Source organism: Mycobacterium sp. IS-1742 (assembly GCF_001500125.1).
GTDB lineage: Bacteria > Actinomycetota > Actinomycetes > Mycobacteriales > Mycobacteriaceae > Mycobacterium.
Genome location: NZ_LQIV01000003.1, coordinates 66,558 through 80,992, shown reverse-complemented (window position 1 = coordinate 80,992; position 14,435 = coordinate 66,558). Strand labels below are relative to the sequence as shown.

General features: G+C 70.9%; 15 protein-coding genes. 7 read left to right on the top strand and 8 right to left on the bottom strand.

The genetic code is table 11. From position 1 onward, the window contains the following. Positions 1-16: 16 nt before the first annotated feature. Positions 17-1,156, bottom strand: a complete 1,140-nt coding sequence (locus AU196_RS03240) for an alpha/beta hydrolase (RefSeq protein WP_059093650.1) — start codon at positions 1,154-1,156, stop codon at positions 17-19. On the opposite strand from AU196_RS03240, the gene AU196_RS03235 reads away from it, so the two are divergent. The 3 genes from AU196_RS03235 (at position 1,155) to AU196_RS03225 (ending at position 4,159) form a co-directional block, all read left to right on the top strand. Further along, positions 1,155-1,985 (top strand): aldo/keto reductase, encoded by an 831-nt coding sequence (locus AU196_RS03235; RefSeq protein ID WP_059093649.1) that lies wholly within the window; start codon positions 1,155-1,157, stop codon positions 1,983-1,985. The two genes, AU196_RS03240 and AU196_RS03235, sit on opposite strands and share 2 nt — an antisense overlap. Before the next feature lie 5 nt (positions 1,986-1,990). Then, on the top strand, positions 1,991-2,842 hold the full coding sequence (locus AU196_RS03230; protein ID WP_059093648.1) for an aldo/keto reductase: 852 nt from the start codon (positions 1,991-1,993) through the stop codon (positions 2,840-2,842). 132 nt (positions 2,843-2,974) lie between these two features. After that, positions 2,975-4,159: a cytochrome P450 gene (locus tag AU196_RS03225; RefSeq protein WP_059093723.1), complete on the top strand. Its 1,185-nt coding sequence runs from the start codon at positions 2,975-2,977 to the stop codon at positions 4,157-4,159. An 11-nt stretch (positions 4,160-4,170) separates the two neighbouring features. Here the strand turns inward: AU196_RS03225 and AU196_RS03220 are convergent, their stop codons facing one another. Genes AU196_RS03220 through AU196_RS03210 form a run of 3 tightly spaced genes read right to left on the bottom strand, consistent with a single transcriptional unit; the run spans position 4,171 to position 8,721 of the window. After that, on the bottom strand, positions 4,171-4,881 hold the full coding sequence (locus tag AU196_RS03220) for an HNH endonuclease family protein (RefSeq protein ID WP_059093647.1): 711 nt from the start codon (positions 4,879-4,881) through the stop codon (positions 4,171-4,173). Continuing rightward, positions 4,878-7,103 carry an ATP-dependent DNA helicase RecG gene (gene recG / locus AU196_RS03215; RefSeq protein ID WP_059093646.1) on the bottom strand — a complete coding sequence of 742 codons (2,226 nt, stop codon included), beginning with the start codon at positions 7,101-7,103 and terminating at the stop codon, positions 4,878-4,880. Before recG ends, AU196_RS03220 begins: the two co-directional genes overlap by 4 nt. 1 nt (position 7,104) lies before the next feature. Next, complete coding sequence (locus AU196_RS03210) at positions 7,105-8,721, bottom strand: DAK2 domain-containing protein (protein ID WP_059093645.1); 1,617 nt, start codon at positions 8,719-8,721, stop codon at positions 7,105-7,107. Between the two features lie 223 nt (positions 8,722-8,944). On the opposite strand from AU196_RS03210, the gene rpmB reads away from it, so the two are divergent. Both rpmB and AU196_RS03200 read left to right on the top strand, forming a co-directional pair. Next, a complete protein-coding gene (gene rpmB, locus AU196_RS03205) occupies positions 8,945-9,139 on the top strand; it encodes a 50S ribosomal protein L28 (RefSeq protein WP_059093644.1) in 195 nt (64 codons plus the stop codon). Positions 9,140-9,183: 44 nt separating this feature from the next. Then, on the top strand, positions 9,184-9,552 hold the full coding sequence (locus tag AU196_RS03200; RefSeq protein WP_059093643.1) for a hypothetical protein: 369 nt from the start codon (positions 9,184-9,186) through the stop codon (positions 9,550-9,552). Positions 9,553-9,563: 11 nt separating this feature from the next. On the opposite strand, the gene AU196_RS03195 is transcribed toward AU196_RS03200, so the two are convergent. Both AU196_RS03195 and AU196_RS03190 read right to left on the bottom strand, forming a co-directional pair. Continuing rightward, positions 9,564-10,247, bottom strand: coding sequence for a uracil-DNA glycosylase (locus tag AU196_RS03195; protein ID WP_059093642.1), 684 nt, complete (start codon positions 10,245-10,247; stop codon positions 9,564-9,566). Positions 10,248-10,275: 28 nt separating this feature from the next. Beyond that, positions 10,276-11,232 carry a thiamine-phosphate kinase gene (locus AU196_RS03190; RefSeq protein WP_059093641.1) on the bottom strand — a complete coding sequence of 319 codons (957 nt, stop codon included), beginning with the start codon at positions 11,230-11,232 and terminating at the stop codon, positions 10,276-10,278. A 99-nt stretch (positions 11,233-11,331) separates the two neighbouring features. Between AU196_RS03190 and AU196_RS03185 the strand changes: the two genes are divergently transcribed. Then, on the top strand, positions 11,332-11,574 hold the full coding sequence (locus AU196_RS03185; protein ID WP_157546000.1) for an Lrp/AsnC ligand binding domain-containing protein: 243 nt from the start codon (positions 11,332-11,334) through the stop codon (positions 11,572-11,574). A gap of 64 nt (positions 11,575-11,638) precedes the next feature. Further along, the gene (locus tag AU196_RS03180) at positions 11,639-12,172 is read left to right on the top strand and encodes a DUF3515 domain-containing protein (RefSeq protein WP_059093640.1); all 534 of its coding nucleotides are present in this window, start codon (positions 11,639-11,641) and stop codon (positions 12,170-12,172) included. On the opposite strand, the gene AU196_RS03175 is transcribed toward AU196_RS03180, so the two are convergent. After that, on the bottom strand, positions 12,169-13,284 hold the full coding sequence (locus AU196_RS03175) for a D-alanine--D-alanine ligase family protein (protein WP_059093639.1): 1,116 nt from the start codon (positions 13,282-13,284) through the stop codon (positions 12,169-12,171). The two genes, AU196_RS03180 and AU196_RS03175, sit on opposite strands and share 4 nt — an antisense overlap. Positions 13,285-13,330: 46 nt before the next feature. Beyond that, complete coding sequence (locus AU196_RS03170; RefSeq protein ID WP_059093638.1) at positions 13,331-14,434, bottom strand: cystathionine gamma-lyase; 1,104 nt, start codon at positions 14,432-14,434, stop codon at positions 13,331-13,333. Position 14,435 lies beyond the last annotated feature (1 nt).

Sequence of the window (14,435 nt, the reverse complement as noted above, 5' to 3'; positions counted from 1 at the left end):
AGTACCGGCGGCCTTCCTAGCCCCGGCTGAGGTGGGCGCGCAGCGCCGAGATCATCGCCGCGGTGGCGGTGGCGCTGGCGCCCCCGAGCGGGAAGAAATTGGCGAATGCGTGGATCAGCGAGCCCTCCTGACGCAGGTCGACGGCCACGCCCGCGGCCCGCAACGCCTCGGCGTAGCGGTTGCCCTCGTCACGCAGCGGGTCGAAGCCGCCGGTGAACACGAGCGCAGGCGGCAGCCCCGACAGGTCGTCGGCCAGCAGCGGCGACACCTCGGGGTGCGTGCGGTCGACCGGCGCGCCCTCGAGGTAGAGGTCCATGAACCAGTCCATGTGGCGGGCGGTGAGGAAGTAGCCGTCGGCGAACAGCGTCTTGGAGCGGGTCTCGCTGCACACGTCGACGACGGGGTAGATGAGCAGCTGCAGCGCGGGCAGCCGCGCACCGTCGTTGCGGGCCCGCTGGGAGACGACGGCGGCGAGGTTCCCACCCGCGCTGTCGCCGCCCACGGCGATGCGGTCGGCGTCGACACCGAGTTCGTCGGCGTGCTCGGTCGCCCAGCGGAACGCCGCGTAGGCGTCGTCGGCGGCGGCGGGCGCCTTGTGCTCGGGCGCCAGCCGGTAGTCCACCGAGAGCACGGGGATCCCGGCGTCCCGGCAGATCAGCCTGCACAGGTCGTCGTGGGTGTCGAGGTCCCCGATCACGAAGCCGCCGCCGTGGTAGAAGACCAGCAGCGCGGGTTCGGGGTCCGCGCTCGTCGGGCGGTACAGGCGCGCCGGGATGGGCCCGGCCGGGCCGGGAACGGTCAGCTCCGTCACGTCGGAGACGATGCCGGCGGCGAACATCGCGGCGGTGATGCGCAGCTGGCGCCGCGAGACGGCGACGTCGTCGCTGGCGACCAGGCCGTTGATGCCCGCGGCGCGTTGGGCGGCCAGGAGCAACTGCAGCGTGGTGTCGAGGGTGTTGCCGTCCACGGCGACCGAGCGGAAGCCCAGCAGGGCCCGCTTGACGGGTTCGGGCAGCAGCGGAAGGGCCCGCAGTGTCACCCGGGTCGCCGCGTTGAGGACGGCGTCGCGAGTCCGGCTCCTGCCCCGCGGTGCCGGGTCGCCGTCCTCGACGGTCGGTCCGACGGGCGGTGCGGTGGCTGGCAGACTCGGCGGCATGGGTACTCCTCTGATCAGGTTGAACGACGGCAATTCGATACCTCAGGTCGGCCTGGGGGTCTGGCAGACGCCGCCCGAGGACACCGAACGCGCGGTGGCGGCGGCGCTGGCCGCCGGCTATCGACACGTCGATACGGCCGCAGCGTACGGCAACGAGAAACAAACGGGCAGGGCGATCGCGCAGTCCGGCCTGGATCGGACGCAGGTGTATCTGGTCACCAAGCTGTGGAACTCGGAGCAGGGCTACGACGCGACGCTGAGCGCGTTCGACGCGAGCGCGGATCGCCTCGGTGTCGACTACCTGGACCTGTACCTCATCCACTGGCCGGTGCCGGAGAGGAACCTGTTCGTCGAGACCTTCACGGCCTTCGCCCGGCTCCGTGAGGACGGTCGCATCCGATCCATCGGGGTGAGCAACTTCGAACCCGAACATCTGCGCGTCCTGGTCGATGCGACGGGCATCGTGCCCGCGGTCAACCAGATCGAGTTGCACCCGCTGCTGCCCCAGCGGGATCTGCGAGAGATGCACGCGCAGTTGGGGATCGCGACAGAGGCGTGGAGCCCCCTGGGCCAGGGATCGCTGTTGACGCACCCCACGGTGACCGCCGTCGCCGAGTCACACGGGAAAACCGCAGCACAGGCGCTGATTAGGTGGCATATACAACTCGGTAATATCGTCATCCCCAAGTCGGTGAACCCACAACGGATCGAGAGCAACTTCGACGTGTTCGACTTCGAGTTGAGCGAGCAGGACATGGCGTCCATCTCGTCTCTCGAGGACGGCTCCCGCCTGGGACCCGACCCCAGAACCTTCAACTTCGCAGGATAGGTGACATGACGTCAACGCGCGGTGAGGCAGCCGGCATCCCCTCCGTCTCCCTCAACGACGGACACTCGATCCCGGCCGTCGGGCTCGGCGTCGGTGAGCTCTCCGAGGCGGAGGCCGAGCGGTCGGTGGCCGCCGCGCTCGAAGCGGGCTACCGGCTGATCGACACGGCCGCGGTGTACGGCAACGAGGCCGCGGTGGGGCGCGCGGTCAAGGCCTCGGGCATCCCGCGCGAGGAGATCTTCGTGACCACCAAACTGGCGGTCGCCGACCAGGGCTTCGGAAGTTCACAGGACGCCGCGCGCGCGAGCCTCGAGCGCCTCGGTCTCGACTACGTGGACCTCTACCTCATCCACTGGCCCGCCGGTGACCACGGCAAGTACGTCGACAGCTGGGGCGGTCTGATGAAGCTCAAGCAGGACGGCGTCACCCGGTCCATCGGGGTCTGCAACTTCAACGCCGAGCACCTGTCGAACATCATCGACCTGTCGTTCTTCACCCCCGCCATCAACCAGATCGAGCTGCACCCGCTGCTCAACCAGGCCGAGCTGCGCGAGGTCAACGCCGGCTACGGCATCGTGACCGAGGCGTACGGCCCGCTGGGCGTCGGCCGGCTGCTCGACCACGCGACCGTGACCGGTATCGCCGGGGCCCACGATCGCACGCCCGCGCAGGTCCTGCTGCGCTGGAGCATTCAGCTGGGCAACGTGGTGATCTCACGCTCGGCTGACCCGGAGCGCGTCAAGTCCAACCTCGAGGTGTTCGATTTCGAGCTGACCGACGACGAGATGGCGGCCCTCGACGGCCTCGACGAGGGCACCCGCTTCCGCCCCGACCCGGAGACCTATACCGGCCCCTAGGGTCACCCGTACCGCACAGAGTCCAACCCAACGGCCGGCGCACTCGCGCCGGCCGTTGTCGTTGTGTGCACCGGCGCGCTCCTGTACGGTCGTACAGCAAAGGTGTTCCGAACCGCCGCCGAGGAGCCGACGTTGACCGAGCTGTACTACGACCCTTGGGATTTCGACATAGACCTCGACCCCTATCCGACCTACCGGCGGCTGCGCGACGAGTGCCCGGTCTACCACAACGAACGGCACGGGTTCTGGGGAGTGAGCCGGTACGCGGACGTCGACGCGGCGCTGAAGGACACCGCACGGCTCAGTTCGGCCAAGGGCGACATCCTCGAGGTCGTCATGACCGATCCGGTCATGCCGCCGGGCATCTTCATCAACGAGGACCCACCGTTGCACACCATCCACCGGGCCATCGTGTCGCGGGCGTTCACTCCCAAGAAGATGCGCGCGATCGAGGACAAGATCCGCGCCTTCTGCGTCGCCTGCCTCGATCCGCTCGTCGGGGGCGACCGCTTCGACTTCGTCGCCGATCTCGGCGCGGAACTCCCGATGCGCACCATCGGGATGCTCGCCGGGATACCCGACGCCGAACAGCCCGCGGTGCGCGCGCACGCCAACCAGGTGCTGCGCAACGAAGCCGGAAAACCGATGGACATCGACAAGAACCGCTACTTCACCGGTGACATGTTCGGCGAGTACGTCGAATGGCGGGAGAGCAACCCGTCCGACGACCTGATCACCGAGCTGCTCAACGTGGAGTTCGAGGACGAGACCGGGACGGTCCGCAAGCTGACGAAGCAGGAGCTCACCGTGTTCCTCGCCGTCGTCGCCGGCGCGGGCGTGGAGACCACCGGTCGGCTGTTCGGCTGGATGGGCAAGGTGCTGGCCGAACATCCCGACCAGCGCAAGGAATTGGCACGAGACCCCGCGCTGATCCCGTCGGCGATCGAGGAATTGCTGCGCTACGAGCCACCAGGGCCACACGTCGCCCGCTACGTCACCACCGACAACGTCACCTTCTGCGGACAGGTCGTGCCCGCACACAGCCCCCTGCTGGTGATGCTCGCCTCGGCCAACCGCGACGAACGCCACTTCGACGACCCCGACCGGTTCGACATCCACCGAAAACCCGGTGGTCACCTGACCTTCGGCCGCGGCGCGCATTTCTGCGTCGGCGCGCCGCTGGCCCGCCTGGAGGGCAGGGTGGCACTGGAGGAGGTCCTCGCGCGCTGGCCGGAGTGGGACATCGACATGTCAGCCGCGCGGCGGTCGCGGACCTCGACGGTGCGCGGGTGGGACAGTATGCCCGCGGTTGTCTGACGTTGAGCCGCTCAGCCTTTCGGACAGGTCTCGGCGGCCTGCCGCAGCGCGGGCACCGAGGGCGCGTCGACCGGTAACCCGTAGCCGCGCAGCACCGCGATGAACTGCATCGCGTACTGGCAGTGGAACGCCGCATTGGGCGGCATCCAGCGCGCCGGTTCCTGGTCACCCTTGTCCTGGTTCGCCTGCCCTTGCACCGCAAGGAGATTGGCCGGGTCGTTGGCGAACCGCACCCGCATCTCGTCGGTCCAGTTGCGTGCACCCTGGTCCCACGCGTAGGCCAGCGGGACGATGTGCTCGATCTGCACGGCCGCACCGGTCTGGTTGCCGCGGGTGAACGAGATGACGACGTTGGTGTAGGGATCGTGCAGGACTCCCGTGGCCACGGCCGTGGGGCATCGGCTGATCGAGACGTAGGTCTTGTCCACGAGATCGCGGTCGAGGATGTCGTTGCGGGTGTCGCAGCCGTTGCGGCCGCCCGGCGCACTGTTGTCGTCGGTCCACGCGTCACCGAACGCGGCCCGCCGGTAGTCGTGGCCGCGGATGCGCGCCGGCACCGTCGCCACACCGGCGAGGACGTCAGCCCCCGGTGCGACGGTGGGCACGTCGGCGTCGGCGACGAACTGCGCTGAGCGCTCCGCCGTCGTCGACACGGTCTGATAGGCGACGAGCACTGCGAGCACCGTGGCGAGCACCACCCACAGTGTCCGCGTGCGGCTCACGACTTCTCCAGGTACTCGACGCGGTCGGTGTCGGTGAACGGCGCGGCGAGCGTGGCCATTCCGCGGTGGTCCGGCTCCTTTTCGTAGAGCGTTTCGCACAGCTCCCGCGCCGCGAGGATGACATCGAGGTGGTCGGACAGCGACAGAAAGTGCAGCGAGTTCAGGCGGCCGGACTGGTGCATCCCGAGCACGTCGCCCTCTCGGCGTTCCCTCAGGTCGAGGTCGGCGAGGGCGAATCCGTCGAGTGTGCCTGCCACCGCCGTGAGCCGCGCGCCCGCCTTCGAGGTCTCCGGCAGGCGGGTGGCCAGCAGACACAGGCTGGGGTGGCTGCCGCGGCCGATGCGGCCCCGCAGTTGGTGCAACTGGCTGATGCCGAACCGGTCGGCGTCCATCACCACCATCACCGTGGCGTTGGGTACGTCCACCCCGACCTCGATGACCGTCGTGCACACCAGCACGTCGATCTCACCGGCTCGGAAGGCCGTCATCACCGCGTCCTTCTCGTCTCCGGAGAGCCGGCCGTGCATCAGCCCGAGGCGTAAGCCGGCCAGCGGACCGCTCTTGAGGATCTCGTACAGCGCGACGACGGTCACCGGCGGCGGCCCCTGCTCCTCCTTCTGCGGTGTGTCGCTCTCGTCGATGCGTGACGCCACCACGTACGCCTGCCTGCCGTCGCGGACCTCCTCCACGATGCGGGCCCACGCACGGTCCAGCCACCTCGGGTGCTGGGTCACGAAGATCGTGTTGCTGGTGATCGGCTGACGGCCGCGGGGCAGCTCGCGCAGCGTCGAGGTCTCCAGGTCGCCGTAGACGGTCAACGCCACCGTGCGCGGTATCGGGGTCGCGGTCATCACCAGCAGGTGCGGGGTGATGCCTCCACGAGCCTTGGCGCGCAACCGGTCCCGCTGTTCGACACCGAACCGGTGTTGTTCGTCGACCACGACCATGCCCAGGTTGTCGAATTCGACGGAATCCTGCAGCAGCGCGTGCGTGCCGATGACGATTCCGGCCTGACCGGTGGCCACCTCGTCACGCACCTGCCGCTTCTGCTGCGGGGTCATCGACCCGGTCAGCAGCGCGAGGCGGGTCGCCGACTCCGCCCCGCCGAGCTGACCGGCCATCCCCAGCGGGCCGAGGGTCTGGCGGATCGAGCGGTCATGTTGGGCGGCAAGCACTTCGGTGGGCGCCAGCATGGCGCACTGATAACCGGCGTCGACCATCTGCAACATGGCCAGCACGGCGATGACCGTCTTGCCCGACCCCACCTCGCCCTGCAGCATGCGGTTCATCGGGCGGGTCCCGGCCAGTTCCGTCGCCAGCACGGCGAGCACCTCGCGCTGGCCGTCGGTGAGCTCGAAGGGCAGGCGCTCCCGCATCCCGGCGACCAGACCGTTCTCCCGCGGGGGCGCCGGCGGGCCCGCCTCGGTCAGTTCCCCGTAACGCCGCGACACCAGCCCCCACTGCAGGCCGACGGCCTCGTCGAACGTCAACCGGTCCCGGGCGCGGTCCCGCTCGAGTTCGTTCTCGGCGAGGTGGATCGCGCGCAGCGCAGCGTCCTCGGCGATCAGATCCCGATCGCGCACAACGGTTTCCGGCAGGGGCTCGGGCACCGGGTCCAACACGTCGAGGACCTGCCGCACACAGGCGTAGATGTCCCAGCTCTGCACCTTGGCGCTGGCCGGGTAGATCGGGAAGAAGTCCCGTTCGAACGCGGCGAGCAGGTCGTCGCCGGTCGCGCCCGAGGACGCCGCGATGGTCTTGAGGGATTTGGTGCCGATCGTCGTGCCCACGGGAGATTCGAGGACCAGGAACGCCGGATGCGTCAGCTGCAGGGTGTTTCGGAAGTACTTCACCTCACCGGAGATCATCAGCCGGGTGCCGACGGGCAGTTTGTTGATCATCCAGTCGGCGTTGAAGAACGTCGCGGTCACCACGGGTTTGCGACTGCCGAGGGTGACCCGCAGGTATTTCCGGGGCCGCTTGCCCGGCAGCGGCTTCATCTGTCCGGGTTCGGCTTTGGTGATGACGTCGACGAAGGTGACGTGCTCGCCCTCCTCCAGGTCGAGCGTCTCCCCCTCGCCGCGCACGCTCATCCCGTCGCTGTACTTGCGCGGGTAGTGGCGCAGCAGATCGTTGACGGTGCGGATGCCGAAGTGCTCCTCCAGCGCCGCCGCGGACTTGCCGCCGATGACGAAGTCGAGCCGGTCGGTCAGCGCGACCATGTCACTCGACTCCGATCAGCAGCGCATCGCCTCGGTGGCCGGTGTGGTAGGTGATCAGTTCGGCGCCGTAATGGTTTCGGTGCACGTGCGCGCGCAGCGCGTCGCCCACCGCGCCGTCGACCCCCTCGCCGGTGAGCACCGTGATCAGTTCGCCGCCTGCCAGGAGCAGCAGGTCGATCAGCCCGGCGGCCGCCGCGGTCACATCCGGGCCGACGATGAGCACCTCGTCACCGGAGATGCCCAGGCCGTCACCCGGGTTGCAGGCGCCCGCCCAGGTGAGCGCCTCCTCCGTGGCGACCCGGACGGCGCCGTGCCGGGCGGCCGCGCCGGCGCGGGCCATGGTGTATCCGTCGTCGACGGCCTGACGTGCGGGGTCGTGGACGGCCAGCGCCGCCAGCCCCTGCACCATGGACCCGGCCGGTACCGGCACGACGTCGATGCCCCAGCCCATCGCGGCGGTGCACCCCGCGACGAGTTCCTCGGCGGCCACGTAGCCGTTCGGCAGCACCATGACCTGCCCGGCCCCGGTGTCGACGAGGCCGCGCAGCAATTGCTTGGCGGTGACCTGGGCATCGGGTTCGGGCCGCAGGACATGCGCGCCCTCGCCGGCGAACAACTCGGCCGCGCCCGATCCGTCGACGACGGCGAGCACGGCGCGTTCGCGGCTCCAGGTGCCCTGCGGGTGGGCGGTGGTCGCGCCGGCCAGGGCGGTGATCTGGATGCGGCTGGGGACGCCGACGGCCAGACCGGCCTCGACCGCGGCTCCGGCATCGTCGGAATGGACGTGCACCGAGTACTGCCCGGGGTTGCCCGAACCCCCGGCCGCCGCGATCACGACGGAGTCACCGAGACCTTCGAGCCGGCGGCGCAGCACCTCCACCCCGTCGGACCCGCATCCGCCGAGGAGGTACATGACCTCGAACTGCGGGGCGGCGCTCGCGGCGCCGGGAGCCGGGTGCGCCGCCGGCTGGTAGGCCTGGCGCCGCGGGGCACGGCCGGTGAGGGCGCGGGCCAGGGCGTCGAGCAGCACGAGCAGCCCACGACCACCCGCGTCGACGACACCGGCGTCGGCGAGGACGTCCAGCTGCCCGGGGGTCGCGTCGAGCGCGACCGCCGCGGCGTCGGCGGCGGCGGCGACGGCGCCGGGCAGCGCGGACGCCGTGGCGCCGGCCGCCTCGGCCGCCGCCGCGAGGACCGACACGATGGTGCCCGGCCTGGTGTCCAGTGCGGCTTCGACGAGGTCGACGCCGTGCCGCAGGGCCGAGGCGAACAGCGCACCGTCGATCTCCGGCAGCGTCCCGCCCCGGCGGGCCGCGGCGTCGGCGGCGACCTCGGCGACACCGCGCAAAATCTGCGAGAGGATCACCCCCGAGTTGCCGCGGGCGCCGTGCAACGCCCCCGCCGCGAGTGCGGCCGCCACCTCGGCGACGTCGCCGGCGCAGCTTCGAGCCTCGGACCAGGCCGAACGCATGGTGAACAGCATGTTGGTGCCGGTGTCGGCGTCGGGAACCGGGAAGACGTTGAGCCCGTTGATCTCGTCGGTGTGCGACACCAGGTCCTCGACCGCGGCACGGGCCCAGTCGCGCAGCACGGTCGCGTCGAGCCGCCCAGCCGCCATCTCACCTCCTGCCCTCACCCCGGTCGTGCGCGCCAGCCTATCGACCTCCGCGGACACCGCTGCCGCACCGAGGCGGCCTGTGGACGGCCGCCGCGCAGGCACTCGCGACCGGTTTTGGCGATCACCGACCCGGCCGGTATCCTGATCAGGTTGTCGGGTCAATCCGCGCTCGCCGCGGCCCAGGGACCCGGACCCCCACGTACTGATCCAAGGAGTTCTAGATATGGCTGCCGTGTGCGATGTCTGCGGAAAGGGCCCCGGCTTCGGCAAGTCGGTGTCGCACTCCCATCGCCGGACCAGCCGTCGGTGGAATCCGAACATCCAGACCGTGCGCGCCGTCTCCCACCCCGGCGGCAACAAGAAGCGCGTCAACGTGTGCACCTCCTGCCTCAAGGCGGGCAAGGTCTCTCGCGGCTGACCTGCCCACGGTTGAGCCCGGCGCCGTCCGGGTAGCCCCGCGGCATGTCCTTGCGCGAGAAGAGTAGGTCTGTCCTGTTCGCCGCCGCGGCGGTGGTCGCCGTCGGCGCGTTCGCGACCGCATGTGGTGACGATTCGAGCGAGGGCGGGGAGACCACGTCCACGACCGAGACGACCACCACCGAGACGACCACCGAGACGACGTCGGTGACGGTCAGCCCCCCGGCCGAGACGACGCCGCCCGCGCCGGGCACCGTGGCGCCCGAGGTGCCGCCCGACACCTCCGAGGGTGAGGGCGGTGAGGGCACCGTCGAGATCCCGGCACCCCCGGCGGTCCCGTCGCCGCCCGCGATCCCGGCCATTCCGTCGCCCCCGGCGATCCCCTCACCTCCGCCTATCCCCGCGATCCCCTGATCGGGACCCGGTCACGGCAGCCGCCAGTCGATCGGTTCGGCGCCCAGTTTCGTCAACAACTCGTTGGCCCGGCTGAACGGCCGCGACCCGAAGAACCCGCGTGACGCCGACAGCGGCGAGGGGTGCGGGGACTCGATCGCCACGCACGCCTCGCCCGTCAGCATCGGTTTGAGGGTCGCGGCGTCACGGCCCCACAGCACCGCCACCATCGGCGTGTCCCGGGCGACGAGCGCCCTGATCGCGCATTCGGTGACCGCCTCCCAACCCTTGCCGCGGTGCGAGGCGGGGGTGCCGGGGCGCACCGTCAGCACCCTGTTGAGCAGCAGCACACCGCGCTGCGCCCACGGGGTGAGGTCGCCGTTGGCCGGCGGCGGGTACCCGAGGTCGGCGGTGTACTCGGTGAAGATGTTGGCCAGGCTGCGCGGCAGCGGACGGACCTCTGGGTCCACCGAGAAGCTCAGGCCGACGGCGTGCCCGGGTGTCGGATAGGGATCCTGACCCACGATGAGGACCCGCACCTGGTCGAACGGGAACGAGAACGCCCGCAGCACGTTCGCGCCGGCAGGCAGGTAGCGGTGCCCCGCGGCGAGTTCGGCGCGCAGGAACTCCCCCATCTGGGCCACCTGCTCACGCACGGGTTCGAGCGCGTGGGCCCAACCCTGGTCGACGAGTTCGGAGAGCGCGCGTGCAGTCACGAAAAGCCAACCTAGCGTGCGGTGTTCGTCAGAACGACTGCCATCCCCGGTTTCCGGCCCATGGGCCGCCGTCGACCAGCACGCCCGCCGGGCCGGCGGCCACCCGCCCGACCGTGCGCCACCCGTCCGGCGGCGGGCCGGGGAAGGCCGCGGCCAGGGCGTGGTCCTCCCCGCCGGCGAGCACGAACGCCCACGGGTCGCCGCCGACGGCCGCCGCGGCGCCCGCCACCGCGTCGTGGTCGGCGCGCAACGCCGCCCGGTCCACGTCGATACGGCATCCCGATGCGTCCGCGATATGCCCGAGATCGGCCAGGAGCCCGTCGGAGACGTCGGTCATCGCCGTCGCGCCCGCGTCCGCTGCGGCGCGGCCCTGACCGTAGGGCGGCGCGGGCACGAGGTGTCGACCACGCAGCTCGCCGAACTCCTCGATTCCGTTGTGCCACAACTCATATCCAGCGGCGGACCGACCGAGCTCCCCGGCGACCGCGACGACGTGACCAGGACGCGCTCCGTCCCTGCGCACCGGCGCCCGGCCGGCGAGGTCACCCAGCACCGTCACCGAGATCACCCACTGAGGCGCGCGGACCAGGTCGCCACCGGCGATGCCGGCACCCATCGCGGCCGCCTCGTCCCACATGCCGTCGCTGAGGCGCATCGCCGAACCGGCCGGGGTGTCCGCCGGTGCGCCGAACGCGACGACGAACGCGGTCGCCGCCGCACCCATCGCCTCCACGTCGGCGGCGTTCTGCGCGATCGCCTTGCGCCCGACGTCGTACGGCGTCGACCAATCGAGCCGAAAGTGCCTGTCCTCGACCAGCATGTCGGTCGAGACCACCGTCCGGCCGTCCGCGAACGCCACCATGGCGGCGTCGTCACCGGGTCCGAGGGTGATCGACGGCGGCAGCCGCCGCCCCCGCACCAGCGCATCGATCACCGCGAACTCACCGACGTCCGCCATGCTCGCGGTCGGGTCGAACGGCGCCATCTCACCTCCACCCGGCGGCCACCACGACGCGCAGCACCGGCTCCACCTGCGGTACGTTTGGTCCCCGGAGTCTATGGGGCGGGACGGAGGCGAACACGGGTGGTCGAGGCTTTCATGCTGATCCAGACCGAGGTGGGCCGCGCCGAGGTCGTCGCTTCACGGTTGGCGGAACTGCCCGGTGTGCAGACCGCGGAATACGTCACCGGACCCTACGACGTGGTGGTCCGGGTCGGCGCCGAGAACCTCGACGATCTGCGGTCGGGCGTCGTCCCGAGCGTGCAGGGGGTCGAGGGGATCACCCGGACCCTGACCTGCCCGATCGCGAACGGGACGCACCCATAGGCTTGTCGGGGTGACCCCCGCAGATCCGCAACGAGCGCCGCGAGACGGCCCACCCCGCGCCTTGATGATCGCGGCGATCGTGGTGGCCGTGGCGGCGCTGGTGGTGGTGCTCGGTATCGCAGCCGTGCGCCAGGGCCGCCCGCAACAGCAGCCGGTGCCGATCGCGGCGGTCCCCGCACCGCGCGCGGACAGCCCGGAGTGTGCCGCGCTGGTGGGTGCGCTCCCCGAGGTGCTCGGCGACTTCCGCCGCGCGCCGACGGCCGAACCGACCCCGGTCGGCACCGCGGCGTGGCAGGCAGGCCCGGACACCGAGGCGATCATCCTGCGCTGCGGGCTGGACCGTCCGGTCGACTTCGTGGTCGGGGCGCCGATCCAGATGGTCGACGCGGTCCAATGGTTCCGCGTCGGGGAAGAGGCCGCCCCGGGCAGCAGGCCGGAGAGTCAGCAGACCCGCAGCACCTGGTACGCCGTGGACCGCCCGGTGTACGTGGCGCTCACCTTGCCACAGGATTCCGGCCCGACGCCCATCCAGCTCGTCTCCCGGGTGCTGACCGACACGATGCCGGCCCGGCCGATCGCCCCCGGGCCGCCGCGTTAGCGCAGACCGGTTCCGCGGGCCACCGCGGTGTCCACCATCGCCGCGAGCAGCGTCGGGTAGTCCACGCCGCAGGCCGCCCACATCCGCGGATACATCGAGATCGTGGTGAAACCCGGCATGGTGTTGATCTCGTTGATCACCGGCCCGTCGTCGGTGAGGAAGAAGTCGACGCGTGCCAGCCCCTGACAGTCGATCGCCCGGAAGGACCGGATGGCGAGGCGGCGGATCTCGTCGGCCACGTCGTCCTCGATCTTGGCGGGCACGTCGAGTTCGGCGCCGTCGTCGAGATACTTGGTGGCGAAGTCGTAGAACCCGTCCTCGCGGCCACGCACCCCGGCCACCCTGATCTCCCCGACCGTGCTGGCCTCGAGCCGGCCGTCCGGATACTCCAGCACGCCGCACTCGAGTTCGCGGCCGGGCACGGCGGCCTCGACGATGACCTTGGGGTCGTGCTCGCGGGCCAGATCGATCGCCGCGGGAAGCTCCGCCCAGTCCGCCACCCGGCTGACCCCGATCGAGGAGCCGCCGCGGGCGGGTTTGACGAACACCGGCAGACCGAGGCGTTCGCGTTCGTCGAGCGTCATGTCCGCACGGCCGGGACGCAGCACCACGTGGTCGCCGACGGGTAGACCCTCGGCGATCAGCAGCTTCTTGGTGAACTCCTTGTCCATGCCCGCGGCGCTGGCCAGGACGCCCGCACCGACGTAGGGCACCCCGGCGAGTTCCAGCAGCCCCTGGATGGTGCCGTCCTCGCCGTAGGGGCCGTGCAGCACCGGGAACACCACGTCGACCGCGGCGAGGACCTCACCCGCCTGGGCCGGGCTCAGCGACACCAATTCGCCGCGTCGGCCCGGGTCGGCGGGCAGCGCCAGGGCCGTTCCGGATGCGGCGCTCACCTCGGGCAGCTGCCCGTCGGCGATGGCCAGGGTCTCCGGCCTGCCGTCGGTGAGCACCCAGGACCCGCCGGGGGTGATCCCGACGGGGACCACGTCGAAGCGTTCGGGGTCGAGGTTGCGCAGGATGCTGCCTGCGGAGACGCAGGAGATGGCGTGTTCGGAACTGCGCCCGCCGTAGACGACGGCAACGCGGGTGCGCTGGTTGCGGGCGATCACAGTCTGCAGAGGCTACCGTCCCGCCCGTCCCGGGGACGATTCGATATCAGCCGAGCGCGGCGTGGAGGTCGGCGACCAGGTCGTCGGTGTCCTCGATGCCCATGGACAGCCGGGCGAACCCGTCGGGCACCGGGTCGCCCCACCGGGCGCGCCGGTCTATCGAGGTGTGGATGCCGCCGAAGCTGGTCGAGGCGACCAGCAGGGCGCTGCGCTCGACGAGCGCGTGGACGGCCGCCGCGTCGGACAGTTCCACCGACACCAGCCCGCCGAACCGCCTCATCTGCCGCGTCGCCACCTCGTGTGCGGGGTCCTCGGGCAGGCCGGGATAGCGCACACTCCGCACGGCGGGGTGGTTGCGCAGCAGCATCGCGACCGCCAGCGCGTTCTGGCACTGCCGTTCGAAGCGCAGTCCGGCGCTGCCGAGACTGCGGAGCACCAGCCACGCCTCGAACGGTCCGAGGATCGGACCGGCCAGCAGTCGGTCGCTCTCCAGCGCGGCCATCATCTCGGGATGGCTGCCCGCGACGTAGCCGGCGATCAGATCGCTGTGCCCCGAGAGCGCCTTGGTCGCGCTGGCGACCACGAGATCGGCGCCCAGCGACAGCGGTTGCTGACCGAGGGGGGTGGCCGTCGTGTTGTCGACGATCAGGGTGGCGCCGCGCCGTCGGCACGTCATCGCCAGCCGGTGCAGATCCACCACCTCGAGCCCCGGGTTCGCCGGTGTCTCCGCCAGCACCACATCGGCCTCGGCCGCTGCCGCGCACATCTCGGCCGCCCCCGCTTCGACAACCGTGACACCCTGTGGCGCAAGGTATTCCGAGGCATATCGACGCACCTGGTAATAGCCGTCGGCAGGGACGACGAGCCGTCTGCCCGGACCGCTCAGGACCCGCAGCGCGGTGGTGATGGCCGCCATGCCGGATCCGAAGGCCAATGCGGCGGACGCGCCTTCGAGTTCGGCCAGTGCCGCCTCGAGCCGCCGCCAGTTCGGGTTGGAGCTGCGGCCGTAGGTGTCCAACGGCTGCGCTTCGTCCGGTGACAGGTGGTACGCCGAGACCGGGATCGGCGGGGTGGCCACGGGTTGACCCGCAACCGCTTCGGCGCCAACGGCTTTGACGCTTCGCGTGGAGTCGCCGTAGACGCCTTCCATC